This window comes from Microbacterium sp. 10L49 (assembly GCF_056395125.1).
The window spans coordinates 287257-313348 of the sequence record NZ_JBFTIW010000001.1 but is presented as its reverse complement, the minus strand read 5'-3'; the positions used below and the strand labels follow the sequence as shown (position 1 = coordinate 313348).

The 26092-nt window shown below is 69.3% G+C and carries 28 protein-coding genes; 7 read left to right on the top strand and 21 right to left on the bottom strand.

Annotated features, from left to right (window positions below; all coding sequences use genetic code 11):
- Positions 1-327: 327 nt before the first annotated feature.
- The 4 genes from AC1DCT_RS01470 to AC1DCT_RS01455 all read left to right on the top strand — a co-directional run bounded on the left by AC1DCT_RS01470 (position 328) and on the right by AC1DCT_RS01455 (position 3817).
- Positions 328-606 (top strand): hypothetical protein, encoded by a 279-nt coding sequence (locus AC1DCT_RS01470; protein WP_440731613.1) that lies wholly within the window; start codon positions 328-330, stop codon positions 604-606.
- Positions 606-1712 (top strand): GNAT family N-acetyltransferase, encoded by a 1107-nt coding sequence (locus AC1DCT_RS01465; protein WP_441975797.1) that lies wholly within the window; start codon positions 606-608, stop codon positions 1710-1712. The genes AC1DCT_RS01470 and AC1DCT_RS01465 overlap by 1 nt, the downstream gene beginning before the upstream one ends.
- A 96-nt stretch (positions 1713-1808) precedes the next feature.
- The gene (locus AC1DCT_RS01460) at positions 1809-2504 is read left to right on the top strand and encodes an ABC transporter ATP-binding protein (protein WP_477427110.1); all 696 of its coding nucleotides are present in this window, start codon (positions 1809-1811) and stop codon (positions 2502-2504) included.
- Positions 2501-3817, top strand: coding sequence for a permease (locus AC1DCT_RS01455; protein ID WP_477427108.1), 1317 nt, complete (start codon positions 2501-2503; stop codon positions 3815-3817). The genes AC1DCT_RS01460 and AC1DCT_RS01455 overlap by 4 nt, the downstream gene beginning before the upstream one ends.
- A gap of 11 nt (positions 3818-3828) precedes the next feature.
- Here AC1DCT_RS01455 and AC1DCT_RS01450 read toward each other — a convergent pair whose 3' ends face one another.
- On the bottom strand, positions 3829-4209 hold the full coding sequence (locus tag AC1DCT_RS01450) for an HAD-IA family hydrolase (protein ID WP_477427106.1): 381 nt from the start codon (positions 4207-4209) through the stop codon (positions 3829-3831).
- Positions 4210-4614: 405 nt separating this feature from the next.
- Between AC1DCT_RS01450 and AC1DCT_RS01445 the strand changes: the two genes are divergently transcribed.
- Complete coding sequence (locus tag AC1DCT_RS01445) at positions 4615-5076, top strand: phage tail protein (RefSeq protein WP_477427104.1); 462 nt, start codon at positions 4615-4617, stop codon at positions 5074-5076.
- Between the two features lie 56 nt (positions 5077-5132).
- Here AC1DCT_RS01445 and AC1DCT_RS01440 read toward each other — a convergent pair whose 3' ends face one another.
- The 8 genes from AC1DCT_RS01440 to AC1DCT_RS01405 all read right to left on the bottom strand — a co-directional run bounded on the left by AC1DCT_RS01440 (position 5133) and on the right by AC1DCT_RS01405 (position 12769).
- Positions 5133-6284, bottom strand: coding sequence for a hypothetical protein (locus tag AC1DCT_RS01440; RefSeq protein WP_477427102.1), 1152 nt, complete (start codon positions 6282-6284; stop codon positions 5133-5135).
- A 401-nt stretch (positions 6285-6685) separates the two neighbouring features.
- A complete protein-coding gene (gene mutM, locus AC1DCT_RS01435; RefSeq protein ID WP_477427100.1) occupies positions 6686-7606 on the bottom strand; it encodes a bifunctional DNA-formamidopyrimidine glycosylase/DNA-(apurinic or apyrimidinic site) lyase in 921 nt (306 codons plus the stop codon).
- Positions 7599-8291 carry a ribonuclease III gene (rnc, locus tag AC1DCT_RS01430; protein ID WP_441975791.1) on the bottom strand — a complete coding sequence of 231 codons (693 nt, stop codon included), beginning with the start codon at positions 8289-8291 and terminating at the stop codon, positions 7599-7601. Before rnc ends, mutM begins: the two co-directional genes overlap by 8 nt.
- 14 nt (positions 8292-8305) lie before the next feature.
- Positions 8306-8515 (bottom strand): 50S ribosomal protein L32, encoded by a 210-nt coding sequence (rpmF, locus tag AC1DCT_RS01425; RefSeq protein ID WP_477229184.1) that lies wholly within the window; start codon positions 8513-8515, stop codon positions 8306-8308.
- Positions 8516-8547: 32 nt separating this feature from the next.
- Entirely contained in the window at positions 8548-9030 is a 483-nt protein-coding gene (locus AC1DCT_RS01420; RefSeq protein WP_440732421.1) for a YceD family protein, read from the bottom strand.
- A 138-nt stretch (positions 9031-9168) separates the two neighbouring features.
- Complete coding sequence (gene coaD, locus AC1DCT_RS01415) at positions 9169-9666, bottom strand: pantetheine-phosphate adenylyltransferase (RefSeq protein ID WP_440731604.1); 498 nt, start codon at positions 9664-9666, stop codon at positions 9169-9171.
- Between the two features lie 92 nt (positions 9667-9758).
- The gene (locus tag AC1DCT_RS01410) at positions 9759-11936 is read right to left on the bottom strand and encodes an ATP-dependent DNA helicase RecG (RefSeq protein WP_477427099.1); all 2178 of its coding nucleotides are present in this window, start codon (positions 11934-11936) and stop codon (positions 9759-9761) included.
- Between the two features lie 62 nt (positions 11937-11998).
- Positions 11999-12769: an alpha/beta fold hydrolase gene (locus tag AC1DCT_RS01405; RefSeq protein ID WP_440732420.1), complete on the bottom strand. Its 771-nt coding sequence runs from the start codon at positions 12767-12769 to the stop codon at positions 11999-12001.
- 94 nt (positions 12770-12863) lie between these two features.
- Here AC1DCT_RS01405 and rsmD point away from each other — a divergent pair, with 94 nt between their 5' ends.
- Entirely contained in the window at positions 12864-13439 is a 576-nt protein-coding gene (gene rsmD / locus AC1DCT_RS01400; RefSeq protein ID WP_477427097.1) for a 16S rRNA (guanine(966)-N(2))-methyltransferase RsmD, read from the top strand.
- Between the two features lie 7 nt (positions 13440-13446).
- Here rsmD and thiL read toward each other — a convergent pair whose 3' ends face one another.
- The gene (thiL, locus tag AC1DCT_RS01395; protein ID WP_477427096.1) at positions 13447-14481 is read right to left on the bottom strand and encodes a thiamine-phosphate kinase; all 1035 of its coding nucleotides are present in this window, start codon (positions 14479-14481) and stop codon (positions 13447-13449) included.
- 23 nt (positions 14482-14504) lie between these two features.
- On the opposite strand from thiL, the gene AC1DCT_RS01390 reads away from it, so the two are divergent.
- Positions 14505-15032 carry a DUF3515 domain-containing protein gene (locus AC1DCT_RS01390; protein ID WP_440731600.1) on the top strand — a complete coding sequence of 176 codons (528 nt, stop codon included), beginning with the start codon at positions 14505-14507 and terminating at the stop codon, positions 15030-15032.
- Between the two features lie 19 nt (positions 15033-15051).
- Here AC1DCT_RS01390 and AC1DCT_RS01385 read toward each other — a convergent pair whose 3' ends face one another.
- The 11 genes from AC1DCT_RS01385 to recO form a co-directional block, all read right to left on the bottom strand.
- Complete coding sequence (locus AC1DCT_RS01385) at positions 15052-15630, bottom strand: hypothetical protein (protein WP_477427094.1); 579 nt, start codon at positions 15628-15630, stop codon at positions 15052-15054.
- Positions 15631-15763: 133 nt separating this feature from the next.
- Entirely contained in the window at positions 15764-16687 is a 924-nt protein-coding gene (locus tag AC1DCT_RS01380) for a LysR family transcriptional regulator (protein ID WP_477427092.1), read from the bottom strand.
- Between the two features lie 75 nt (positions 16688-16762).
- Positions 16763-17845 (bottom strand): D-alanine--D-alanine ligase family protein, encoded by a 1083-nt coding sequence (locus AC1DCT_RS01375; protein ID WP_477427091.1) that lies wholly within the window; start codon positions 17843-17845, stop codon positions 16763-16765.
- Entirely contained in the window at positions 17751-18902 is a 1152-nt protein-coding gene (locus AC1DCT_RS01370; protein ID WP_441975784.1) for an NAD(P)H-dependent glycerol-3-phosphate dehydrogenase, read from the bottom strand. The genes AC1DCT_RS01375 and AC1DCT_RS01370 overlap by 95 nt, the downstream gene beginning before the upstream one ends.
- Complete coding sequence (locus AC1DCT_RS01365; protein ID WP_477427089.1) at positions 18892-19644, bottom strand: lysophospholipid acyltransferase family protein; 753 nt, start codon at positions 19642-19644, stop codon at positions 18892-18894. The genes AC1DCT_RS01370 and AC1DCT_RS01365 overlap by 11 nt, the downstream gene beginning before the upstream one ends.
- Position 19645: 1 nt before the next feature.
- Positions 19646-21007 carry a UDP-N-acetylglucosamine 1-carboxyvinyltransferase gene (murA, locus tag AC1DCT_RS01360; protein WP_477427087.1) on the bottom strand — a complete coding sequence of 454 codons (1362 nt, stop codon included), beginning with the start codon at positions 21005-21007 and terminating at the stop codon, positions 19646-19648.
- 75 nt (positions 21008-21082) lie between these two features.
- The gene (leuD, locus tag AC1DCT_RS01355; protein ID WP_440731594.1) at positions 21083-21679 is read right to left on the bottom strand and encodes a 3-isopropylmalate dehydratase small subunit; all 597 of its coding nucleotides are present in this window, start codon (positions 21677-21679) and stop codon (positions 21083-21085) included.
- A gap of 2 nt (positions 21680-21681) precedes the next feature.
- Positions 21682-23148 (bottom strand): 3-isopropylmalate dehydratase large subunit, encoded by a 1467-nt coding sequence (leuC, locus tag AC1DCT_RS01350; protein WP_441975781.1) that lies wholly within the window; start codon positions 23146-23148, stop codon positions 21682-21684.
- A 181-nt stretch (positions 23149-23329) separates the two neighbouring features.
- On the bottom strand, positions 23330-24331 hold the full coding sequence (locus AC1DCT_RS01345) for a TerC/Alx family metal homeostasis membrane protein (RefSeq protein ID WP_477229192.1): 1002 nt from the start codon (positions 24329-24331) through the stop codon (positions 23330-23332).
- A 188-nt stretch (positions 24332-24519) separates the two neighbouring features.
- Complete coding sequence (locus AC1DCT_RS01340) at positions 24520-25332, bottom strand: isoprenyl transferase (protein ID WP_477229193.1); 813 nt, start codon at positions 25330-25332, stop codon at positions 24520-24522.
- Positions 25329-26057 carry a DNA repair protein RecO gene (gene recO / locus AC1DCT_RS01335; RefSeq protein WP_440731589.1) on the bottom strand — a complete coding sequence of 243 codons (729 nt, stop codon included), beginning with the start codon at positions 26055-26057 and terminating at the stop codon, positions 25329-25331. The genes AC1DCT_RS01340 and recO overlap by 4 nt, the downstream gene beginning before the upstream one ends.
- Positions 26058-26092: the final 35 nt, after the last annotated feature.

Sequence of the window (26092 nt, the reverse complement as noted above, 5' to 3'; positions counted from 1 at the left end):
TGATATCAACCCAGCACGTGGGATCGATGCGTCCTCGGCGACTTCCGCCGGCCTCCGCGAGCGTTTCGCCGCGTAGTAGGCGCCTCTCCCCTCGCCCCGGCCACAGGCCGGCCTGACGCTCCGTGCGTCTGCGATCCGATCCGCGATTTCCGCGTCGATCTTCGATCGCCCACCCGATCCGGGACACCGTGTCCTTGGATCCGTGCAGATCCGGACATTTCGTCTCGGATCCGTCCCCTCACCCGTGACACGTCGCGGCGTCCCACCGGACGACCCTGCCGTGGAGCGAAACCGCCTTTCCGGCACGACCAACGAAAGCGAATCACCGTGAATACCGCATTGCACGCTTCGCCTCCCACCGAGTCGAAGCAGCGCGCTCTCCCCGAGCGTGACCTGTCCATCCAGCTCCCCCGCGAGGAGGAGCTGCGCAACCTGTCGCTCACCCAGCGTGTGGCCCTGCGCGTCGCCCTGCACCTCATCGTGCGGTCACGGCCGTCGATGCAGGACCGGGCTCACGCCGCCCAGGCCGAGGCACGTCGCCTCCGCATGCTGGAGCAGTACGAGGCCGACCGCCTGGCTCGCACGGCGACTCGGCAGGTCCTCTGATGACCGGCTCTCGGATCGACGACCCGATCATCTCCCTGCCCGCCGGTGCGACCCTGCATCCGCTCGTGCTCCCCGCACGGGCGGATGCGGGCTCGCCCGGCCCGTTCCGCGACTACGCCGAGGTGCGCAATCGCTGCCTCGAAGCGGCATCGGGCCGGGATGACGACAGCTTCACCCCGGAGGAGCTGCTGCCGCTGCTCACCTCGGACGCGTACTCGCAGCGACGCCAATGGCGGATCGTCATCGGGCCGCGCACGGTCGGCGTGGCTCTCCTGAACATCTCGCGCGACGGCGAAGGCGACACCGCCACGATGGCGATCAGCGTGCTCCCCGAGGAGCAGGGCCGAGGCCTCGCCACCGCGGTCGCCGCTCACCTGGAGCAGCTCGCCCGCGCCGACGGCGTCCACACGCTGCAGGTGTGGACGGAGCATCTCCCGGCGGACGAGCCTGCGCTGGTATCGCCGACCGGATTCGGCAGCGTCCCGCGCGACCACACCGCACGCTTCCTGCTCGCACAGGGCTGGACCCTGGAGCAGGTCGATCGCGTCAGCGAGTATCGCTGGGGCGAAGACGACCACCTGCCGGCACTGCGCGCCGCCGCCGAGGAGGCCGCATCCGGATACCGCGTCGTGCAGTGGCTGCTGCCGACCCCAGACGAACGGCTCGACGGGTACGCGTGGATGAAGTCCCGCATGTCGACCGACGCGCCGGACGCGGCGATGGGCTCGCCCGAAGAGACCTGGGACGCGGATCGCGTCCGCGAACAGGACACCCGCTGGCTCGACATGGGTCACACTGTGCAGGTGACGGTGGCCGAGCACATCGCGACTGGTGAGCTCTGCGCATACAACGAGCTCTCCCTCAAGGGGCCGGAGGACAGCGTCACGCAGCAGAACGACACCCTCGTGCTCGCCGCGCACCGCGGCCATCGGCTCGGCCTGCTCGTGAAGACGGCGGGCCTGCTCTCCTGGCATGAGCGCTTTCCGAGGTCGGCCCGCGTGGTCACCTACAACGCGGAGGAGAACCGCCCGATGCTGTCCATCAACGAGCAGCTCGGATTCGTCCCGATCGCCCACGGCGGTGCGTGGAAGAAGGTCCTGGACTGATCCTCGGTCCAGGATCATCCCGGAGGATGACGTCGCATCGCGATCCTCACTCCGGGGGCCGATGATCCATCGGGTCTCGCCGACCAGGCTGGAGGCATGAGCACAGCAGTCATCGAAGCACATGGCCTGATCAAGTCGTTCGGATCCACTCGCGCCCTGGCCGGAGTGGACCTGCGGATCTCCTCCGGGGAATCCGTCGCGATCATGGGGGCATCCGGATCGGGCAAGACGACTCTCCTGCATGCGCTCGCCGGGATCACCCGGCCCGACGGGGGCCGAGTGATGTTCCTGCCGCCCGCCGGTGGCTCCGTCGAGGTGAGTGCGCTGGGCGAGTCCGCGCGATCCCGCCTGCGTCGCGAGTCGTTCGGATTCGTGTTTCAGCAGGGGCTGCTGATGCCCGAGCTCTCCGCGGTGGAGAACGTCGCGCTCGCGGCGATGATCACGGGGGTCTCGCGTGCGGAGGCGACACAGCGCGCGGCGGGGTGGCTCGCAGCGCTCGGGCTGCAGGGCATGAAGGACCGCCGCATCGGCGAGCTCTCGGGCGGGCAGGCGCAGCGCGTCGCCATCGCCCGCGCCCAGGTCACCGGAGCGAGCGTGGTGTTCGCGGACGAGCCGACCGGCGCGTTGGACTCAGCGACCTCGGCGGAGGTCATGGACGCGCTGCTCTGGTCGACGACGGGGCAGGGGCGCACGCTCATCGTCGTCACGCACGATCCCCAGGTCGCGGCGCGCTGCTCGCGCACGATCGCCGTCCGCGACGGGCGAGTGCTGGGCTCGGTGGTGAACGCATGAACGCCGCGACGCTGCGTTTGCTGCTGCGGCCCGCTCCGGGTTCCGCCGCGGTCGTGGTGATCCCCGCCATCGCATTCGCCGTCGTGTCCGCGCTCGTGCTGACCGTTGTCGGCGGCGCGCAGGCGTTCTGGCGGTGGACCGACCAGGACGCGACGATCTACCAGATCCTTGCAGCGGTCGCCCTCGTGCTGCTAGTGCTGCCGCTCGCCACCCTGGGCGGTGCCGCGGCCCGGCTCTCCGCCCGGCGCCGTGACGAGCGACTTTCCACGCTGCGCCTGCTCGGCGTCACGGGGTTCGGCGTCGGCGTCGTCGCCGTGGTCGAGTCGACCCTGGTCGCGGTGATCGGCGTTCTCGGCGGCGTGGTGCTGGCCCTCGGTCTCGCGCCGCTCGTCGGCTTCATCCCGTTCCGCGGCGCGCCACTGGGCTCGGCTGTGCTGCTGTCGCCGGGGCTGATGGCGGCGATCGCGGCCGGCACGGTGCTGCTCGCGACGGTGAGCGCGATCGTCGGGCTGCGCCGCGTGGTGATCTCACCGCTCGGCGTGCGCACCAGGACCACACCGCCGACGCCGCACGGGGTGCGCGCCGTCATCGCGATCGCCGTCGTCGCGGCAGGATTCGTCGCCGGCCGGATCGTCCCCGGGATCGGCGGCGCGATCGCCATGATCACCGGTCTCGTCGCGATCTTCGGCGCCGGGCTGCTGGTGCTGAACCTCATCGGTCCGTGGGTGTTGAAAGTCGGCGCCCGGGTGCAGCTGCGCGGGGCGAAGACCCCGTCGCGGCTGCTCGCGGCGCGCATCGTGCTGGATGAACCGAAGGGGGCATGGCGTCAGGTCAGCGGGGTGGCGATGGCCAGCTTCATGGCCGTGTTCGCCGGTACCGGGGTCGCCCTGATGGATGTGATCAGCTCGGGCGACCCGTCGGAACAACAGCTGATGCTGGTCACGGACATGCGCACGGGCCTCGTCATCACCCTGGTCGCGTCGTTCCTCATGGTCGGCTGCTCCGTCGCCGTGACGCAGGCCTCCGACATCCTCGACCAGCGCGATCTGCACCGCAGTCTGCACTACCTCGGTGTACCGGCCGACACGGTTGACGCCGCACGACGCCGCGCCGTGATGTCGCCGCTGCTGATCACGACCCTGGGCTCCGCCCTCTGCGCGGCCGTGCTCATCTTCCCGCTGCTCGGGATGGCGCTGATCACGGCACCGCTGTCCATCGCGACGATCGCCGCGGTCCTGACCGCCGGCATCGCCCTGGTGTGGATCGCGACCAGGCTCACCCGACCGCTGCTCATGCGGGCATTCGTGGGCTGAGCACTCTGATCTCAGGATCCGGTCGCGGCCGTCAGGAAGTCCTCGATGGCCGCGATCGTCGTCGCGTTGTCGACATGCACGATGCCGCGGATGCCCATGCGGGCGGCGCCGTCGATCTGCTGCCGGCGGTCGTCGATGAAGAAGACGTCGGCCGGGTCGGCGCCCATGGCGGTCAGCGCCGCGGTGTAGGCCTCGGGATCCGGCTTGTTGGCGCCGATCTCGTGGCTGTAGCAGATCGAGTCGAAGACGGCGGAGAAGCGATGGCGGCGCTCCTCCTCTTCGCGAGCGCCGTCCGCCGAGTTCGAGAGGATCGCGACTCCGGCGCGGCCGCGCAGCCCGCGCGCGTAGTCGATCAGCGCCGTGTTCGCCTCCCCGCAGTAGGCGTCCCACATCTCAGCGAGCGCGACTTCCTGCTGTGCAGGAGTGAACCCCAGCGTTCGCGCGAAGCCGTCCCAGTACTCTGCAGCCCGGCCCTGCTCGATGTCGATGCGCGGAAGCCCGGCGGCGGCGAGACGCTCGTCGTACTCCGGCCGGGTGAGGTCCGCCCGGGCCGCCCCACCTGTTCTTGAGCTCTTCCTGCCAGGGTCCGTCGTCGACGAGTTCGAGCACTCCGCCGATGTCGAACAGGATCCAGGTCTTGTTCCGCGTCATACCTCGACGCTAGGCGACGAGTGCCACGATGACGATGGGGAGCGCTCCCCCGCTCCCCGCTCCGGCACCGGCACCGGCACCGGATGCACGCGATGCGGATGGGGCCCAGAATGGATCCGTCCCGCCAGCGACCCGAGGAGCACCCCATGAGCAGCATCGTCGACTTCGTCAGCGTCTCGACCGCGGGCCTCGAGTCCTCGCCCATCGCCGAGGCGCTGGCCGGCCTGCGCGCGAACGAGGCGCGGTACATCACCAATAAGTACGGCACGCCCTTCACCGTGAGCACGCCGGAGGAGGATCCGGACACGCTCCACTGGGTCACCGAGATCCTGCGTGACGAGCGCGGCATCGTGATCGCGAGTCCCGCACTCGAGGTCAGCGGCTTCGAGGCGGACGGGATCCGATTCGGCTACGTCTTCTACGCCTCGGGGCTCGCGATCAACGTGATGTACACGATCGCCGACGGAGGCAAGCGCGCGGTCGGCTTCAAGCTGTCGCTCGGCATGGAGATCCCCGAAGAGCTGTCGGCTTTCAAGTTCGCCCGGCAGCGGTCGAAGCTCGCGGGCGAGATCCGCGGTTCCTACTTCGTCATCAAGGGCACGCACTAGCTGTCCCAGGAGCGCTCTTCTCCGCTGACCACGGTTCTGGATCTGTCTCAGGACCCTCAGTTCGGCAGAGTCGCCTTGTAGATGGTCGCCGCCCCCGTACCGATGAACACCGTGCTTCCAGAGACGGCGATGCTCTCGGCATTGCCGGTGATCCCACTCACATCCGCCCGCTTCGTCCAGGTCGACCCATCCGTGGACGAGTAGACGGCCGGAGCCGTCAGCGAGTTCGCCAGCATGTACGTGGTGCCGCCATCCTGGTAGGTGTCCAGGACGGCGCTGAGTCCGGGGCCCGAGATGGTGGTGTACTTCCCCGTGGTCGTGTCGAAGGCCGCGAGGCCGGCCGAGCCGTTCACTGAGACCACGTCGCCGCGGAGCGTCGACTTGGAGAAGACGATCTTCGAGCCCACTGCATCCGCGTGGTAGGGGTGCGGCAGCGTGGCGATGACCGGGCCCGGGTCCACCGTGCTCCAGCCGGATCCGGGCGTGTAGACGTCGAGCCCCGTGTTGTTGTACGCCGTGTGCTGCACGCCGTCCTTGCCGGGGTATTGGAACGCCAGCGAAGCGGCACCCGTGGCCGACATCGTGCTCGCCCGCGTGTAGAGCTTCCCGCCCACGACGGACATCCAGTAGTAGCGGGCGTACTCGCCGTCACCGGGATAGGTCGCCAGTACCGTGGGATCGTCCGCCGCGGTGCGCTCGATGGTCCAGGTCGCGCCGCCGTCGACGGACTTCTTGATCGCGGCGATCGTGTTCGTCGGCCCGTACTCGGCCTTGTCCGGGTTCTGAATCGAACCGGCCAGGAACAGCTCGCCTCCGAGTTCGGCGGAGTCGAACACGTGCACGAACGGGGTGTTCGCCACATAGCTGCCGAGATGCGTCGCCGAGTCGTAGAGGCCGTAGTTCGCCGGCGACGTCCAGCTGACCCGCGGGTCCATGTTCGGGGCGTAGACCCTGCCGTCCCACACCCGCAGGGTGTGGATCTCCTCGGCCGGCATGCCCGTGACCTCGTGCTTCTCGGCTCCGGTCGCGATCGAGTACGAGTTCAGGCTCACCGGCCCGGTGTTGATGTTGTAATCGCCGTAGCCGGCGAAGACCTTGCCATCGGCGACGGCCAGGTCGTGGATCCCCGAGTGGAACGTGCTCTGCGTCCCGACCCAGCTCGGGACTGCCTTCGCATCGCTGTTCGTCGCGAAGAGAGAAGCCTTCACCGCTGAGGTCGTGGTTCCTCCACCCGGCTTGGACGGGCCTTTCCCCGTGTGCACGGATGCCGTCAGTTGCGCAGACCCCGAGGCCGGAACTGCGTTCGCGGGCGCAGCGATACCCAGCGTGCACACGGCGACCAGGGCGAGAGCGGGAGCAGCGCGAAATGCCGTGCGGGAGAGCCGGCTGCCGGCGCGAGATCCGGAATTCTTGATGGACCGCATGAGCGTGAACCTTTCGATCTGGGTTGGAGCTTGGTGCGGAGCACAACGAATTTCGAGGATTATTCTGCTATATCGGGAGTCGATAGAGGAAATCAGAGAGAGCCCGATGCGCGACGCCCCGGCGCTCGACGCGCTTGACCCGCATCCACAGACTCGAGCACCTCAGCGAGGGAACCCCGCGCGCGTCAGGCGCTCGGGGTGGGAGCTTTCCTCTGGCATCGCGGGCAGAAATGACTCGAGCGGTTCATGAAGGCGTCGCGGCGGATCGGGCCCCCGCAGCGCGGGCACGGCTGACCCGTACGACCGTAGGCGTTCAGCGAGTGCGCGAAGTAACCGGCCTGGCCGTTGACGTTGACGTACTGGGCGTCGAAACTGGTGCCGCCCTCGGCCAGCGCCTTCCCCAGCACTGCGCGCACCTCGGCCAACAGGCGGTTCACCGCCACAGTGGACAGTGCGGAGGCCGGGGTCTCGGGATGGATACGGGCAGCCCAGAGCGACTCGTCGGCATAGATGTTGCCGACACCGCTGATGAGGTTCTGGTCCAGCAGCACACGCTTGATCGCGCTCGATCGCGTCCGCAGCGCGCTGCGGAACACCTGACCCTGGAACGCCTGATCCATGGGGTCCCGCGCGATATGCGCGACCTGCGACGGAAGGAGCGTTGCGTCACTCCCCCAGCCCGCGGCTCGTCCATCGGCCGTCGCCACCAGCTCATCCACGGCGAGAGATCCGAAGGTGCGCTGATCGGCGAAGACGACGGCCAGCTCGCCGTGCTGCGGATGTTCGATGAACAGCCGGATCCGCTCGTGCCGCTCGGCGGCCGCGTCCGGACGGCGCAGCAGCAGCTGTCCCGACATGCCGAGATGCCCGACGATCGCCGAGCGTCCGTCGGTGCCGTCGGTCGTCAGCGGCATCCAGAGGAACTTCCCCCGGCGAGCCACCGTCGCGACCTCGGTACCCTCCAGCCGCGCGACGAAGTCGGCGGCGCCTGCGACGTGCCGCGTGAGGGCACGCTCGTCGTGTACGGCGACCGAGACGATGCGTGCGCCGGTCATCGCCGGAGCGAGGCCGGCGCGGACGACCTCGACCTCGGGGAGCTCAGGCACGGTCGCTGAGCGCGTGCCAGGCGGCCAGCGCCGCGGCCATCTCGGCCGTCTTCTTGCTCGTGCCCGTGCCTGTGCTGGCCAGGTCGCCCGTCGTCACAGTCGCGGTGAAGCGACGGTCGTGATCGGGACCGGTCGAGACCACCTCGTACACGGGAGCGCTGAGACCGCGATGCGCGGACAGCTCCTGCAGCGCGGTCTTCGGATCCATCGCCGCGCCGTACCGCTCCGGGTCGGCGAAGAGCGGCTCGATGAGCCGCAGCACGAGCGCCGTCGCCGCCTCGGGACCTGCGGACAGGTAGGTGGCCCCGAACACCGCCTCCATCGTGTCGGCGAGGATCGAGTCCTTGTCGCGACCGCCGGTGCGCTCCTCGCCGTTTCCGAGCAGGATGTGCGCGCCGAGGCCGATGCCACGGGCGACCTCTGCCAGCGCGACGGTCGACACCACACTCGCCCGCCGCTTCGCCAGGGACCCCTCGTCGAGGTCCGGGAGCGTCGTGTAGAGCATGACGGTCACAGCCTGGCCGAGCACGGAGTCGCCGAGGAACTCGAGACGCTCGTTGTGCGGGATGGCGCCGTTCTCGTACGCGTACGAGCGATGCGTGAGCGCAAGCTGAAGCAGCTCGGGGTCGATGTCGACCCCGAGCTGCTCAGAAAGCGGGCGCGTCCCCACGGGGACTTCTGCCATGATCGACGGATCGATCAGACGTCGGCGACCTTGCGGCCCTTGTACTCGAGGAACAGCTCGGTGCCCTGCGAGTCCGTGACGACCTTCGCCTGGTGAGGACGGCTGTAGACGACCTTGCCGTTCTCGATGGTCTTGACGAGGGCAGGAACCTCCGCCTTCCACTGCGCGCGACGCGAGCGGGTGTTCGAACGGGAGACCTTGCGCTTCGGGGGGTTACCGGCCATGGTTTGCTACTTTCTGTGCTCTGGGCGCGCAGCTATTCCGCTGCTTGCTTTTCGACGGTGCCGTCGTGGTCTGTGATCTGCTGGAGCGCGGCCCATCGAGGATCGACAGGAGCGTCCTGCTCTTTCCCGGCGCTTCCGGTCAGCCGCTCGCCGGTCTCGGGGTCGAGTCCAGGGCAATCCGGCTGACACACCGGCTGAAACGGGAGCGCCAAAACCACCGCGTCCCTGACCAGAGTTTCAAGATCCACGTGGTCGTCTTGAACCTCGAAGTCGTTCGCTTCCTCTCCAGGGTACGCGAAAAGCTCTTGAAACTCGACTTCGACAGGCTCTTCGATCGGATTCAGGCATCGACCGCACTCTCCGCGGTACGTCGAATCGACCTCGCCGGTGACAAGGATCCCCTCGTGCACGGACTCCAGCCGGACGTCGAGATCGAGTCCCTCGCCCTTCTCGACGGAGACGAGACCCTCGCCCCACTGCTCAGGCAGAGGAATCGTCATCCGGAACTCTCGCATCTCACCGGGTCGACGAACGATGTCGTGCGCGGACAGCGAGAATGGTCCTTTGCGTCGGGTCTTCACCGGTTCAGTCTACTGGGCGCACCTGGGCGGAGGCCGGGCCCTCCGATGGCTCAGGGACCGGCGGGCTGCCGTTCAGATACCGCGGGCACCGGTGTCGAGGAAGCGCGCGACGGCCGGCGGCACGAACGGGGACACGTCACCGCCGAGCGCGGCGACCTGCCGCACGAGCGAGCTGGAGACCAGGGCGTGCGCCGGATCCGGCAGCAGGAACACGGTCTCGATGTCGGCGAGGTGGCGGTTCACGATCGCCATCGGCGACTCGTACGCCACGTCGACCTGCGAGCGGATGCCCTTGATCAGCACACCCGCGTTCACATCGCGGGCGTAGTCGACGAGCAGACCCATGCTCCAGGATCCGACGATGACGGTGCCCGTCACGCCGGCTTCTGCGATCGACTCCTCCAGCAGTGCGAGTCGCTGCGCCACCGGCAGCATGGCCTGCTTGTCGGGGTTGTGCACCACCAGCACGTGCAGCTCGTCGTAGAGGGCGGCGGCGCGTCGGATGACGTCCAGGTGGCCGAGGGTCGGCGGGTCGAAGGAACCGGGGACGACGGCGATCCGAGCGCTCATGCGCCCAGCCTAGCGGCGCGGATCTCTGCGTCAGCCGCATGCGCCGTTCGACGAGCGCCCTCCGACGCGCTCAGGGGGCCGCGCGGGAGGAGTCAGTTCTTGGCGAGGGCGGCACGATCGTCGATGCTGAGGCGCTGCGCCATCGCCGCGCGCAGCCCGTCGTGCTGCTGCAGCGCGGGATCCGCCTCGATGATCTCCTCGGCGATCGCACGGGCCTGGGCGATCAGATCCGCGTCCTTGATGACCCGCAGCAGCTTCAGCGACGACTTCGCACCCGACTGGCGCGCTCCGAGCACGTCGCCCTCGCCGCGCAGGTCGAGGTCGACCTCGGCGAGGACGAAGCCGTCGAGCGTCGCGGCCACCGCATCGACCCGGTCGCGGGCCGGCGTGCCCTGCTCGGCCTCGGTGACCAGCAGGCACAGGCCGGGCACCCCGCCGCGACCGATGCGGCCGCGCAGCTGGTGCAGTTGGGAGACACCGAAACGGTCGGCCTCGAGCACGATCATGGTCGAGGCATTCGGCACGTCGACACCGACCTCGATCACGGTGGTCGCGACGAGGAGGTCGATCTCGCCACGGGCGAAGGCCTGCATGATCGCGTCCTTCTCGTCCGCGGCCATACGGCCGTGCAGACCGGCGATGCGCACCGCGCCCAGCTTCGGGTGCGTGCTGAGCGCGGCCAGCAGCTGCACCACCCCCCAGCGCGGTCCGCGGCTCTCCTGCTCCTCATCCGCGAAGTGCTCCTGGTCCGCCTCCTCCGCGCCGTCATCGGTATCGATCGCGGCGCACACGGCGAACACCTGGCGCCCCTTCTCGATCTCCTCCGCGGCGCGCTCCCACACCCGGGTGAACCAGCCGGGGTGGTCGGCGAGGGGCGCGACGAAGGTCTCGATGCCCGCGCGCCCGCTCGGCATCGTGCGGATCACTGAGATGTCGAGATCGCCGAACACGGTCATCGCGACCGTGCGCGGGATCGGGGTGGCGGTCAGCACCAGCGCGTGCGGGCTGGTGCCCTTGGCGCGCAGCGCTTCCCGCTGCTCGACGCCGAAGCGATGCTGTTCGTCGACCACCACGAGCCCCAGATCGGCGAAGGTCGTCTTCTCCCCGAGCAGTGCATGCGTGCCCACCACGATGAGTGCCTGGCCCGCCGCGACGCGCAGCGCAACCTTGCGCCGTTCGGGCGCGGACATCTGCCCCGTGAGCAGCGTCGGCATCACCAGGGGGGCGAGCTTCGGCCCGAGCATCTTCGTGATCGAACGCAGGTGCTGAGCCGCGAGCACCTCGGTCGGCGCGATCAGCGCCGCCTGACCGCCCGTCTCAGCGACCTGAAGCATGGCGCGCAGCGCGACCAGCGTCTTTCCGGATCCGACCTCTCCCTGCACCAGCCGGTTCATGGGCGCGCCGCCGACCAAATCCGCGGCGATCGTCTCGCCCACCGACTCCTGGTCGGGCGTGAGCTCGAACGGCAGCGCGGCGTCGAAGCGCTCCAGCAGCCCGCCCGGCTTCGCCGGGCGAGCGGTGGCGTCGAGCATGCGCACGAGATAGCGCTGCTGCATGAGCGCCGTCTGAAGAGTGAGCGCCTCGTGCATCCGCAGCGTGCGGATCGCCGGAGCGATCTCGTCCTTGGTGCTCGGCCGGTGGATGCGCTCCAGCGCAGCGCGGGCGTCGAGGAGCCCCTCCTGGAGGCGCACCGCATCGGGGACCGGTTCCGGCACCGGCCCGAGCTCGTCCAGCACCGTGCCGATCATCTTCTCGATCTGCCACGTGGTGAGGGCCGCCGTGGCCGGGTAGATCGGCAGCGGCGTGGTCACCAGCACATCGGCCTGAGTGCGCGCGCGCAGCTCATCGTCGAACATCTCGTACTGCGGGTGCGCGAACTGCGTCACGCCGCGGTAGTCGCCGACCTTGCCGGTGAACACCCCGCGCCTGCCGACCCGCAGCTCCTTCTCGCGCCATTCGAGCTGTCCGCGGAACTTGGCGAAGAACGTCAGCACCATGCGGCCGACGCCGTCGCCGATGTCGACCGTCATCATCGCCCCGCGGCGATTCTTCATGTCGCGGACGTCGACCTTCATCACCTCGGCGACGATCGTGACCGTCTCACCCTTCGGGAGATCGAGGATCGGCGTGAGCTCGCCTCGGTTGGCGTACCGGCGCGGGTAGTGCGAGAGCAGATCCCACACCGTGCTCATGCCGAAGGCCTTCTGCAGCGTCTTCGCATTCCCGTCGCCGACCGCGACAGCGAGCGGCGAGTCGAGACGGAGCGGCATGCTCAGAAGTCTAGAACGGCGCGCGGACACCGCCCTCGTCCACGACCCGGGGCAGCGCCTGGTCAGTTCTCCTGCAGGAACTCCAGGGCTGCCTCCCGGAACGCCTTCGACCCCGGTGCGTTGAAGTGATGCCGGCCGGGGATCTCGAAGAACCGTCCCTGCGGCGTCGCCTCCGCGAGTCGCACGGAACCAGCGATCACGGCGTCCTCGGACCCGGTCGCGAAGAGCACCGGCTGCGTCGGCGCCGTCGCGGGGTCCGGATCCATCGATCCCGATTCCCGCATGCCCTGGGCGAGCGCGATCAGCGCGCTCAGGTCGTTGCCGGGGACGCGCTCCGTCAGCGCGATGTAGTTCTGCGTGACCCGATCCGTGACCGGCGTGCCCTCGTCGATGAAGCGGCGCACCTGGTCCAGATCGAGCCGGCCGAGCGGGATCCCGTCCGGCACGCCGCCGAGCACCGCCCGCGGGATCCGGTCGCCGAGGTCTTGAAGGACCTGCCAGCCCACCCGCGCTCCCAGCGAATAGCCGACGTAGAATGCGTCGTCGACGAGGTAGGTGTCCAGGACCTGCTCGACGTCCGATGCGAGCGTGCGCACGTTGTAGCCGACGGCATCGTGCGGCTTCTCGCTCGCGCCGTGCCCGCGCTGGTCGACACCGAGCACGCCGTAGCCTGCCTGCTGCAGCATCCGGATCCACCCGGTGAGCACCCAGTTGTCGCGCGTGCTGGAGGCGAAGCCGTGCACGATGAGCACCACAGGGCCCTCGAGCTCTCCCCAGACGTAGGTGGCGATCGCGACGCCCTCCCCCGCTTCGATGAACTGCGGCTGCGGCATGCGGGTCAGATCGGCGAGGCTCTCGGGCACGCTCCTATCCTGCTCCCTTCCGTGCCCTCCGCGGCGAATGAGTCGCGGCGCATAAGGTGAACAGGTGACGAGAATCATCGCCGGATCCGCCGGCGGCACCCGCCTGGAAGTGCCGGGACAGGGGACGCGGCCGACGAGCGATCGGGTGCGCGAGTCGCTGTTCGGCGCTCTCGCCTCCATGGACGCGATCGCCGATGCGCGCGTGCTCGACCTGTACGCCGGATCCGGCGCCCTGGGCCTGGAAGCGCTCAGTCGCGGCGCCCGCAGCACCGTGCTCGTCGAACGAGGACGCGGCGCCGCAGCCGTGATCCGCCGCAATGCGGCTGCCGTCTCCAGGGCGCTGGGCGGGGACGCCGCGGGGAGGACGACCGTGCAGGAGTCCTCCGTGCATGCATACCTCGTCCGCGCCACGGGACTGTTCGACCTGGTCTTCTCCGACCCGCCCTATGATCTGACCGACGCCGAGATGAACGCCGACCTGGTAGCGCTCGCTCCCCTGCTCTCCCCCGACGCCGTCGTCGTCATCGAGCGCGCGAAGCGCTCCACTCCGCCGGATCTCGCCGCCGCCGGCCTCGCCCTCATCCGCGAGAAGGCCTACGGAGACACCGCGTTGTGGTGGGCGGAGCCGGGCGCGTCCTGACCGTCGATCAGTGCGGAGCGTCGGCTCCCGCATCGCGGTAAGGGTCCCAGCCGAGCGGGCCGACCGGCTCGCCGTCGCACAGCACCGGAGCGTCGGTCACGGCCGCGACCACGGATCCGATCCGCCGGAAGCCCGGCGGCAGCATCCCCGGAGGGAACGTGGCGAGCAGGGCGTGGTCCTCGCCGCCGGCGAGCGCCCGGTGCGGATGCGCCCCCAGGGCAGACCGCTCCAGAGCGAGCGTCACGCCGGAGGCCTCGGCCATGCGGCCCGCATCCAAGGCCAGGCCATCGGAGACGTCCATCATCGCGGTGGCTCCGGCGATCGCGGCCATCGGGCCGAGTCCGATCGGCGGCGCGGGGCGCAACTGGGCGGCGATCGCATCGGCCTCGCCCTCCGTCAGGGCGGCGGCGACCACCGGCACCGCCACGCCGTCGGGGTGGAAGCGCCGGAACAGCACAGACAGGCCATGCCCGGCGAGGCCCATCTCGCCCGCGATCGCGAGAACATCCCCCTCTCGGGCGCCGGCCCGGGTGACAGCCGCACGCCCTTCCAAGTCCCCGAGCGCCGTCACGGCGATCATCAGCGTCGCCGACACGGTCAGATCGCCGCCGACGACCGCGCATCCCGGAGCGAGCGCGGCGCACGCCTCGCGGAAGCCGTCGGCGATCGCGGCGACGAAGGAGAGCCGACGATCCTTCGGCACCGCGAGCGCCACGAGCAGCGCCGTCGGGCGCGCCCCCATCGCGGCGATGTCCGCGAGATTCACGGCCGCCGACTTCCACCCCAGGTCGTAACCGCTCGACCAGGCCGCGCGGAAGTCCGGCCCTTCCACGAGCGTGTCGGTGGTCGCGACGACGGACCCCGAGGGCGCCGCGATCACGGCGGCGTCGTCTCCCGGGCCGAGCAGGGTGTCCCGACCCACGGGCGTGCGCGCCAGGATCGTGCGCAGCACGCGCCCCTCGCTCACCTCGCCGATCATGGGATCGTCGGACACCGGAGCCTCCGCGGCCGCATCGGATCCGGGAGCTGAAAGGTCCACCATGCTCTCAACGGTAGCCTGGAGGGATGCCCCGCCGTCTCTCCGTCGCCACCGTCCTCGTGCTCGCGACGGCGCTGCTGGCCGGGTGCAGCTCGACGGTGCATCTGAACCCCGCGGACGACGCGAACGACCCGCGCTGCGCGGACGTGTCGGTGCGGCTGAGCAACGTCCCGTCGATCGACGGGCACGACCGGCGCTGGACGGATGCCCAGGCCACCGCGGCGTGGGGCGACCCCTCCGTGGTGCTGCTCACCTGCGGCCTGCCGGAGGCGGAGCCGACGAGCGCTCTGCAGTGCATCTCCCTGCAGGGCATCGACTGGCTCGTGGACGACTCCAAGAGCCCCTATCTCACGCTGACCACCTACGGCCGCAAGCCCGCCGTGCAGCTCTACATCAACAGCAAGCCCGATGCACCGGGCAAGGGTGTCAGCGCCAATGACGTGATCGGCAATAAGAGCCTCGCTGCGGCGATCGCGACCATCCCCGCCACGCACGCCTGCACCGATCGGCCCGGGGCGGACACGGCGACACCGGCTCCGACTCCGGCCGGCTGACGCGAGCGCTCAGGACGGTTCAGTCGGGCGCGCCCGCCACTCCCGTCAACGACGCCGTCGGTACCGGATCGACCGCGGGATGATCGTCATCGCGCCGGTGCTGCAGGAGGATCTCGGCGAGCGCCGGGATCCAGATCAGCGTGGCGAGCTGAATCGTCAGCCATGCGCCGTGCGGCGTCGTGACGCCGATGACGAACGCCGCACCGATCGGCACCGCGGCCAGGAACACGAACGAGGAGGTCCCGGCGAGCCGGCGCACCCACGGCCGGCTTCGGTCGGAGAACAGGAAGCCGGCGCCGATGAACGCCGCCAGCAGCGGCAGGGTCGCCGGATCCGCGAGCATGACGAACGGCGCGAGCGTCAGCCAGGCTGCTCTACGCCGGCGGCCCACGATCCGGCGGGCGAAGGCCCAGCCGAACAGAGCGCCCATGATCGTCCCCGGCACCAGGATGAAGCCGAACGTTCCGAGCCAATGGAACTCCGACTCGAAGCCGGCGAGCTGCGCCATCATGCCGCGCATGGAGGCGGCCCAGCCGAGGCCCCCGACCGCGCCGATCGCGATCGGCAGCACCACTCCTGTTCGCCTCGTCGCGTTCATGACCGCTCCTTCTCGCGCCCCACGACGCCGCGCCGCACATCGCGGCCGGATCATGCTGACGTTCTATCAGGGCAGCCGGTGGTCCGCGGGATCGTTTCCTCTGCGGAAACAGCGGACGAACGCCCGGCATCGGTCAGCGTCGCGCGGACGGTGCGGCCCGGGTGATCGCCTCGGTGAAGTCTGCGAACAGCGCGATCATCGCCAGGAGCTCGGGTCTGACGTCCGCTGACCGACGATGCATGTAGTACCAGCACGCGGGAACACCGTCGAGCTCGACCCATTTCAACGCGGGCGGCAGGGCCGCGACCAGGGCAGCAGGAACCACAGTGATCCCGGGCCCCACGAGCAGCTGCCCGGCGACGTCCGACGTTCGCGACGCCGGCAGCCGGACCAGCGCCGCGTCGGCGAGCGGTCGGACGTCCGCGAGGACGAACGGATCCATGTAGCTCGCCGGCAGCTCCGGAGAGTACAGCAGCGGCTGCCGGGCGAACTCCGCCACCGGCACGCTGCGTCGATGGGTGTAGGGGTGTCCGGTCGGGATCAGGCCGACGCGCCGCAGTTCCCCGAGCCGTGTCGAGGACACCTCTTCGGACTCCGAGACGCCGAACGTGAGCGCGGCGTCGACGGTGCCGTCGGCCAGGTCAGGATCCAGCCGTTCGAATGCTGTCGGCACGAGCACGACCCCGACGCCGGGATAGGCGTGCGAGAGGGCGAGTTCGAGCGTCGCGAGTGCAGCCGGCATCAGCGGGGCCACCGCATCCACGCCAGCGGGGAACGCCACGCGCAATCGCTCTGCCGGCTCCGCGACGGCCGCGAGCTGCGCGGCCTGAGCAGCCTCCAGCACCCGCGGCGCGAACTGGAGGAACCGGCGCCCTGCCGCGGTGAGCCCGAACACGCCCCCGGAGTCCCGCTCGATGAGCGGGATCCCGAGTTCCGCCTCCAGCCGTTGCACCCGTTTGGTCACGGCCGAGATCGACACCCCGAGTTCCGCCGCCGCGCGCCCGAAATGGCGATGACGGACCACCGCGAGGAAGGAGGTCAGCGCGATGATGTCCACCGCATCCTCCCCTCAGCACGGGCGTCGCAGAATGCCAGGATGCCCCCCGCGCCGAGGAGCGCGCAAGAGGGCGGCTCAGCGCCGCAGACCCGCCTCGATCAGCTCCGTGATGAGGTCGCGATAGCTGAGCCCCGAGGCGATCCAGCACTTCGGGAACATCGAGATCGGCGTGAAACCGGGCATCGTGTTCAGCTCGTTCACCACGAGCGCGCCATCGGCGGTGAGGAACATATCGACGCGGGCGAGACCGCGTCCGTCGACCGCCTCGAACGCGCTGACGCCGGCGTCCTGGATCGCCACGATCTCGGCCTCGTCCAGCTCCGCCGGGCAGACCACGTCCACACCGTCGCCGCCGAGGTACTTGCCCTCGAAGTCGTAGAAGCCCCGGGACGTCAGCACGATCTCGCCCGGCACCGAAGCGCGCGGCCCTTCCGCGCCCTCGAGGATCGCCACCTCGATCTCGCGGCCGACCACTCCGGTCTCCACGAGCACCTTGTCGTCCTCGGCCAGAGCGATCCGCATGGCCTCGTCGAACTCCGCGGGATCCGTCACCTTCGAGACACCGACGCTCGACCCGGCACGGGCCGGCTTCACGAACAGCGGCGATCCGAGCCCGGCCGCGGCAGCGCGCACGCTCTCGGGATCCTGCGCCCACTGCCGCGCGCGCACGGTGATCCAGGGCGCCACGGCGATGCCAGCGGCCTGCAGCGCGACCTTCATGAAGTGCTTGTCCATGCACAGCGCGGAATCCAGCACCCCGCCGCCGGCGTACGGCACCTCGAGCGTGTCGAAGTAGCCCTGCAGCGTGCCGTCCTCGCCGTGCGGACCGTGCAGCAGGGGCAGCACCACATCGATCGCACCGAGGTCCTCGATCGTGCCGTCGGCGCGCGTCACGCGCAGCGTGCGGATCCCGCCGGGCTCCGGCCACTGGATCCGAGTGCCGTTGTCCACGACCTCGGGCAGATGCGCGGCGTCGAGCGGGAACTTGTCCGGCTCGTCGTCCTCCAGGACGAACGCTCCTTCACGGGTGATCCCGACGGGGATGACGTCGTAGCGTTCCCGGTCAAGGGCGCGCAGCACCCCTCCCGCCGTGGCGGAGCTGATCGAATGCTCGCTGGAGCGCCCTCCGAAGAGCACCACCACCGTCTGCTTGTCCATTGCCCGTCCCTTCCCCCTGCGGGGTGTCGTCGTCGGTGGTCAGATGGGGGGCGATGTCGCGCGGATCCATGGTGCCGTCCAGCACCATCTTCACCTGCTCGACGATCGGCATCTCCACGCCGGCGGCGCGGGCCAGCTGCAGGATCGGCGCGACGGACGCGAGTCCCTCGGCTGTCTGCTGCATCTGCTTGACCACGTCTTGGAAGCTGTATCCCTGACCGAGCAGGCGCCCGGCGGTGTTGTTGCGGCTGAGCGGCGACTGGCACGTCGCGATCAGATCGCCGAGGCCGGCCAGACCCTGCAGGGTCCCCGGCTGTGCGCCGTTCGCCACCGCGAAGTCGGTCATCTCGACCAGACCCCGCGTGATGATCGACGCCTTGGTGTTCTCGCCGTAGCCGACGCCGTCGACGATGCCGATGGCGACGGCGATGAGGTTCTTCAGCACGCCGCCGAACTCGGTGCCGATCACGTCGGTGTTCACGAAGCTGCGGAAGTAGTGGTTGCGCGCGGTGCGCGCCACGATGTCGGCCGTCTCCTGGCTGTTGGAGGCGATGACGGCCGCGGTGGGCTGCTCGCGCGCGATCTCGAGCGCCAGGTTGGGGCCGCTCGCGACCGCGATCCGGTCGGGGTCGCAGCGCAGCTCCTGCTCGATGACCTGGCTCATCCGCAGGCCGGTGCGCTTCTCGACGCCTTTCATGAGGCTGACCACGGGGACGTCGGAGTTCTGCAACAGCGGACGCAGTGCCTTGAGGTTCTCCCGCAGCGTCTGGCTCGGCACCGAGAGGTACACCTGCTCGGCGCCCTGGATCGCCTCGGCCAGGTGATGCGTGGCCGTCATCGATCGTGGCAGGTTGATGCCAGAGAGGTATTGCGAGTTGCGCTTCGCCTCGGCGATCTCGTGGGCCAGCTCCTGTCGGCGCGCCCACATCGTCACCTGCGCGCCGCCGTCGGCCAGGATCTTTCCGAAGGTGGTCCCCCAGCTCCCGGCACCGATCACCGTCACGCGCGGCCCGAGCGGGATCGAGGCGGTGCGCGGGGCCGCGTTCCTAGGAGTCAAGACGCCCCGTCTCCTTCTGGCCGTGCTCGGTCGGATTCCACCGCTCGGCGGGAGCCTTCTCGCCGCGGAGCTCCTCCAGGAGCACCGTGATGGCGGCCATGAGCCGGTCGTTCGCTTCCACGAGCGCGGCACGCTCGCCTCCTCGACCGTACAGGTCGGAGACGTCGACCGGATCCCCGATGAGCACGTCGACCTTCTTGCGCGGCGGCCAGAAGCGGAGGCCCTTCTGGTAGCGGCCCATGATGTTCTGCGTGCCCCACTGCGCCATCGGGATCAGCGGGATCTCGCCGGCGAGGGCGAGACGGACGGCACCGGTCTTGCCGCGCATCGGCCACAGCTCCGGATCCCGGGTGAGCGTGCCCTCCGGGTAGACGATGACCCCGCGTCCGTGCTTCACGAGCTCCTCGGACTGCACCAGCGTCTGCTTCGCCGCCGCTGCGGACGAGGCCCGGGCCACGGGGATCATCCCCGTGCCGCGCAGCGCCCAGCCCAGGACCGGCACGCGGAACAGGCTCTCCTTCGCCATGAAACGGGGCGCGCGGCCGAGCCGCCACACGGCGACCGCGACGATCAGCGGGTCGAACTCCGAGTAGTGGTTCGGCGCCAGCACGAAGGCGCCTTCGGGGGGCAGCCTCTCGGCGCCGCGGATTCGGATCTTCGCCAGGAACGAGACGAACGGCACCACGAAGACCCCGAGGAACCAGAACAGGCTCGGGCGTGTCTTCTCGGCGGTCGCGCGCATGTCAGCCGATCACGTCGAAGTCGGCGCCCAGTGCGGTGAGCTTGTCGAGGAACTTCTCGTAGCCGCGGCTGAGGATGTCGACGCCGGAGACCCTCGACTCGCCGGTCGCGGTGAGCGCGGCGATGACGTGGCTGTAGCCGCCGCGCAGGTCCGGCACCACGATGTCTGCGCCGTGCAGCGGGGTCGGGCCGGTGATGACCGCCGCCTGCTCGAGGTCGCGGCGCGCAACGCGTCGCGGGCCGTCCTGCAGGCCGTGCGGGTGCACGACGATGTCTGCGCCCATCTTGATCAGTGCGCCGGTGAAGCCCATCCGGTTCTCGTACACCGTCTCGTGCACCACCGAACGACCGTTCGCCTGCGTGAGCGCGACGACGAGAGGCTGCTGCCAGTCGGTCATGAAGCCCGGGTGCACGTCGGTCTCGACGATCACCGGCTTGAGCTCTCCGTCGCGGCGGAACAGGATTCCGTCCTCGCGTACGTCGAACCAGCCGCCGGCCTTGCGGAAGACGTTGAGGAACGTCAGCATCTCCTGCTGCTTGGCGCCGCCGACGAAGATCTCGCCGTCGGTCGCGAGCGCCGCCGACGCCCAGGACGCAGCCTCGTTGCGGTCGAAGATCGAGCGGTGATCGTAACCGCGCAGCTTCTCCACGCCCTCGATGAGAATCACCCGGTTGGGCTCGTAGGAGATGATCGCGCCCATCTTCTGCAGCACCGCGATCAGGTCCATGATCTCCGGCTCGATGGCCGCGTTGCGCAGCTCCGTCGTGCCTTCCGCGCGCACCGCGGTCAGGAGGACCTGCTCGGTCGCTCCGACGCTCGGGTACGGCAGATGGATGTTGGCGCCGTGCAGACGGCTGCCGCCCGTGGACAGGCGGATGCCACTGGGCAGCTTCTCGACGGTCGCGCCGAACTTGCGCAGCGCGTCGAGGTGGAAGTCGATCGGGCGGTCGCCGATGCGGCAGCCGCCGAGGTCGGGGATGAACGCCTGGCCCAGGCGGTGCAGCAGCGGGCCGCAGAACAGGATCGGGATCCGGGAGGCGCCCGCGTGGGCGTCGATCTCCTCGAAGTGCGCCGACTCGACGTCGCTCGGGTCGAAGATCAGCGCGCCGGGCTCGTCGCCCTCGGTGACGCGCACGCCGTGCACCTCGAGCAGCGAGCGGACAACGGCGACGTCGGAGAGGTCGGGGACGTCTCGCAGGGTGCTCGCGGTCTCGCCGAGGAGGGTGGCCACCATCGCCTTGGTCGCGAGATTCTTCGCGCCCTTCACGTCCACCCTGCCGTGCAGTGGACGTCCGCCGCGGATTGCCAGGACATCGCCCGAAGGCTTCGAAGCGAGCGTGGTCTCGTGCAGCGGTGTCGTCATTCAGGGCCTCTTCTTGTGGAACGAGCGCGGCCGGAGCCGCCGGGCGGATGCCCTAGGCTCACGGCCGCGTCCGATTCAGAGAACAGGAAGCGTACGTGGCCGCCACGACTCGCGACGGGCCTCGAACTGCGCGATCTTGTCTTCGTTGCGCAGCGTGAGCCCGATGTCATCGAGCCCTTCGAGGAGCCGCCATCTAGTGTAATCGTCGATCCCGATGGAGGTCTGGAAGTCGCCGATCGTGGCGGTGCGCGCCTCCAGATCGACCGTGATCTCCTTCCCGGGATCCTCGTCGATCAGCGCCCAGATCCGCTCGATGTCGGCCTCGTCGACGGTCGCGGCGAGCAGACCCTGCTTTCCCGAGTTGCCGCGGAAGATGTCCGCGAAACGGGGGCTCAGCACGACCTTGAATCCGTAGTCGCGCAGCGCCCAGACGGCGTGCTCACGGCTGGATCCGGTGCCGAAGTCGGGGCCTGCGACGAGCACGGACGCGTTCCGGAACGGCTCCTGGTTGAGCACGAACCCGGGGTCCTGACGCCAGGCGTGGAAGAGCGCGTCCTCGAAGCCGGTCTTGGTGACCCGCTTGAGGAAGACCGCCGGGATGATCTGGTCGGTGTCGACGTTGGATCGCTTCAGCGGCGCTGCGACACCGGTGTGGGTGGTGAACTTCTCCATGCTCAGGCCTCCGATCCGGCCGCGACGGGCGCTTCGACTGATCCGGCGACCTCCAGGTCGCTCGGGCTGGACAACGTGCCGCGCACGGCGGTGGCTGCCGCGACGAGGGGCGAGACGAGGTGAGTGCGCCCGCCCTTACCCTGGCGGCCCTCGAAGTTGCGGTTGCTCGTCGACGCGCAGCGCTCACCGGGCGCGAGCTGGTCGGGGTTCATGCCCAGGCACATCGAGCAGCCCGCGAACCGCCATTCGGCGCCGAACTCGGTGAAGACCTTGTCCAGACCCTCCGCCTCGGCCTCCAGGCGAACACGGGCGGATCCGGGCACGACCATGACGCGCACGCCCTCGGCCTTCTTCTTGCCCTTGATGACCGACGCGAAGGCGCGCAGATCCTCGATCCGGCTGTTCGTGCAGGATCCCATGAACACGGCGTCGACCTTCACGTCCTTCAGCGGAGTACCCGGCGTCAGATCCATGTACTCGAGAGCCCGCTCGGCCGCGCTGCGCTCGTTGGCATCGGCGATCTGCGCGGGGTCCGGAACCGCGGAGGACAGCGAGCTGCCCTGGCCCGGGTTGGTGCCCCAGGTCACGAACGGTTCCAGCTCGTCGGCATCGATGAACACCTCGGCGTCGAACGTCGCCCCCTCATCGGTCGGGAGCGTGCGCCAATACGCGACCGCGTCATCCCAGTCCTGCCCCTGCGGCGCGTGAGGCTTGCCCTGCACGTACGCGAAGGTGGTCTCGTCCGGGGCGACCATGCCCGCGCGGGCGCCGGCCTCGATCGACATGTTGCAGATCGTCATGCGCCCCTCCATGGAGAGGGCGCGGATGGCGCTGCCGCGGAACTCGAGCACATAGCCCTGTCCGCCGCCCGTGCCGATCTTGGCGATCACGGCGAGGATGATGTCCTTCGCGGTGACGCCGGGGCGCAGCGTTCCCTCGACGGTGATCGCCATGGTCTTGAAAGGCTTGAGAGGCAGCGTCTGGGTGGCCATGACGTGCTCCACCTCGCTGGTGCCGATGCCGAACGCCATGGCGCCGAATGCTCCATGCGTGGAGGTGTGCGAGTCGCCACAGACCACGGTGATGCCGGGCATGGTCAGCCCCAGCTGCGGTCCGACCACGTGCACGATGCCCTGCTCCGCGTCGCCCAGCGAGTGCAAGCGGACACCGAACTCCGCAGCGTTGCGGCGCAGCGTCTCGATCTGCGTGCGGCTGGTGAGGTCGGCGATCGGCTTGTCGATGGCCAGCGTCGGAGTGTTGTGGTCCTCCGTGGCGATCGTCAGGTCGAGCCGGCGCAGCGGGCGCCCTTCGGCCCGCAGCCCGTCGAAGGCCTGAGGGCTGGTGACCTCGTGCACCAGGTGCAGGTCGATGTAGATGAGGTCGGGCTCGCCGTTCTCGCCCTTCACCACGAGGTGGTCGTCCCAGACCTTCTCGGCCAGCGTCCGGGGGCGGGGGGCTGCGTCATTCATGCGTTGCTTCTCCAGAGGGTCAAGGTGCGGCCCACGCGAGACTCCGCGGCGAGAGAGGCCTAGATCGAGGTCTCGCCGCGGCTGCTAAGGAGAAGCTGCACCGCCTGCATGGCAACGAGTTTACCCCCGGTCAGGGTGGGTGTTTCCCACCCACCCTGAGCCGGGCGAAGCACCGGACGGGTCACTCCGCGAGCGCGCGCTCCTGACGCTTCTCGCGCCCCGACGCGATCAGGCTCGCTCCGGTCGCGCCGAGCATCGCGACGACGATGACGGTGAGCGACAGCCAGATCGGCACGTCGGGCGCCCACTCGATGTGCTGGCCGCCGTTGATGAACGGGACGGTGTTCTCGTGCATCGCATGCAGCACGAGCTTCACGCCGATGAAGGCGAGGATCACGGCGATGCCGTAGTGCAGGTAGCGCAGCCGGTCGAGCAGGTCGCCGAGCAGGAAGTAGAGCTGGCGCAGCCCCATCAGGGCGAAGATGTTCGCGGTGAACACCAGGAAGCTGTTCTGCGTGATGCTGAAGATCGCCGGGATCGAGTCGATCGCGAACATCAGATCCGTCACGCCGATCGTGACGAAGACGATGATCATCGGCGTCCAGACCCGCTTGCCGTCGACCATAGTGCGCAGCTTCGGACCGTCGAACTCATCGCTGACGGGAACGATGCGGCGCACCAGGCGGACGGCGAAGCTCTCCTTCGCGGCTGTCTCGTCCTCCTGTGCCTTCTCCGGCATCGCCTGACGGATCGCGGTCCAAATGAGGAAGGCGCCGAAGAGGTAGAAGACCGGAGCGAAGTTTTCGATGATCGTGACGCCGAGCAGGATGAAGACGCCGCGCAGCACCAGGGCGATGATGATGCCCACCATCAGCACTTCCTGCTGCAGCTTCCGCGGCACCGAGAACTGGGCCATGATCAGCACGAACACGAAGAGGTTGTCGATCGAGAGGCTGTACTCCAGCGCCCAGCCGGTGAGGAACTCCCCCGAATGCTGGCCGCCCGCGACCGCGAGCAGGAGCCCCGCGAAACCGAGCGCCAACGCGACGTAGAACACCACCCAGAGCGTGGACTCCTTGGTGGAGGGGATGTGCGGGCGCCAGCGCACGATCAGCAGGTCGCCGATCAGGATCAGCAGCAGGACGGCGAGCGAGACGACTTCGAACCAGACGGGAACGTCCACAAGGGCCTTTCGAGGGGGTCGGTCAACGGCCGAAAGTCTCTTCCCCGCCGAACGGCGGTCACGCGCCCGGAGGCCCGGCGGCGGGCCTCGTGATGACGATCGCGTGAAGTCGGAATACTCCCCTTCGCAGGGTCTATTCTACCGGATCCCGACCGAGCACGGTTCGCGACGGCGCTCCCCTCCCCGGTTCACCGACCGGAAACGACCTCATCCGGCGTGTCGACAGCACCGCCGAAACGACGGTCCCGGGCGAGGTAGATCCCGATCGCACGCCACAGCTCTTCGCGGGAGAAGTCCGGCCACAGCGTGTCGAGGAACACCATCTCGGCGTAGGCCGACTGCCACAGCAGGAAGTTCGAGGTGCGCTGCTCTCCCGAGCTGCGCAGGAACAGGTCCACATCCGGCATGTCCGGGATGTACAGGTGCCGGCGGATCGCCTTCTCGGTGATCGCGCTCGGGCGCATCCGCCCTGCCTTCACGTCCTCGGCGATCGCGCGCATCGCGTCCACGAGCTCCACGCGTCCGCCGTAGTTGATGCACATCGTGAGCGTGAGGGTGTCGTTGCCGCGCGTCAGTTCGGACGCGTACTCCAGCTCCTTGATGACGGAGCCCCACAGGCGCGGCTTGCGCCCCGCCCAGCGGATCCGCACGCCCCATTCGTTGAGCTGGTCGCGGCGACGGTGCAGCACGTCGCGGTTGTAGCCCATGAGGAAGCGCACCTCCTCGGGAGAACGCGCCCAGTTCTCGGTGGAGAACGCGTACACGCTGAGGTGCTTGACGCCGGCCTGGATGGCGCCGGCGACGACATCGAGCAGCACCTCCTCCCCCGCCTTGTGCCCCTCGATACGGTTGAGTCCGCGGCGGTTCGCCCAGCGGCCGTTGCCGTCCATGACGATCGCGACATGGTTCGGCACGGCCGGGAACGCGGGCGGTTGCACTCCGGTCCAGTCCAGGGGACGGTACGGGACGGCGTCCTTATGCGTGTACGGCTTGGGGCTCAACGGGTTCCCTCCACGAGCGAAAGCGAGCGGATCCCCCGCTCGAGATGCCACTGGGCGTATGCGGCGATGAGGCCGGATGCGGCGGCTGTGTCGCGGACGGAGGCGGAGTCGACCCGCTCCCAGTCCCCCGCGATCAGGGCGCGCAGCACATCGAGCGCCGTGGCGGGGATGCGCGGGCTGCCCGCGGGTGCGCACTCATCGCAGACGATGCCGCCCATCTGGGCGACGAACACCGTGTGCGATCCGGGCTTCGCACAGCGCGCGCAGTCGTCGAACGACGGCGCCCAGCCCGACAGCGCCATGACGCGCAACAGGTAGGAGTCCAGGATGCTGCGGGAGGCGTGCTCGCCGCGCGCGAGAGCCCGCAGCCCGCCCACGAGCAGCAGATACTGCTCGGGCGTCGCTTCGGCGTCGTTCAGCCGATCGGCCGTCTCGACCATGGCGTTCGCCGCCGTGTAGCGGTCGTAGTGCAGGGCGATGTCGGCGCCGTAGGATCCGAGCGACTCCGCCTGCTGCACGATATCGAGCGAACGCCCCTGGTACAGCTGCACGTCCGCGACCATGAACGGCTCGAGACGCGAGCCGAACTTCGACGAGGTGCGGCGCACCCCCTTCGCCACGGCCCGGACCTTGCCGTGTGCACGCGAGAGCATCGTGACGATCCGGTCCGCCTCACCGAGCTTGTGGGTGCGCAGGATCACCGCTTCGTCTCGGTAGGTGGGCATTCCTCGATCATCCCACTCCCGGGGACAATAGAGCT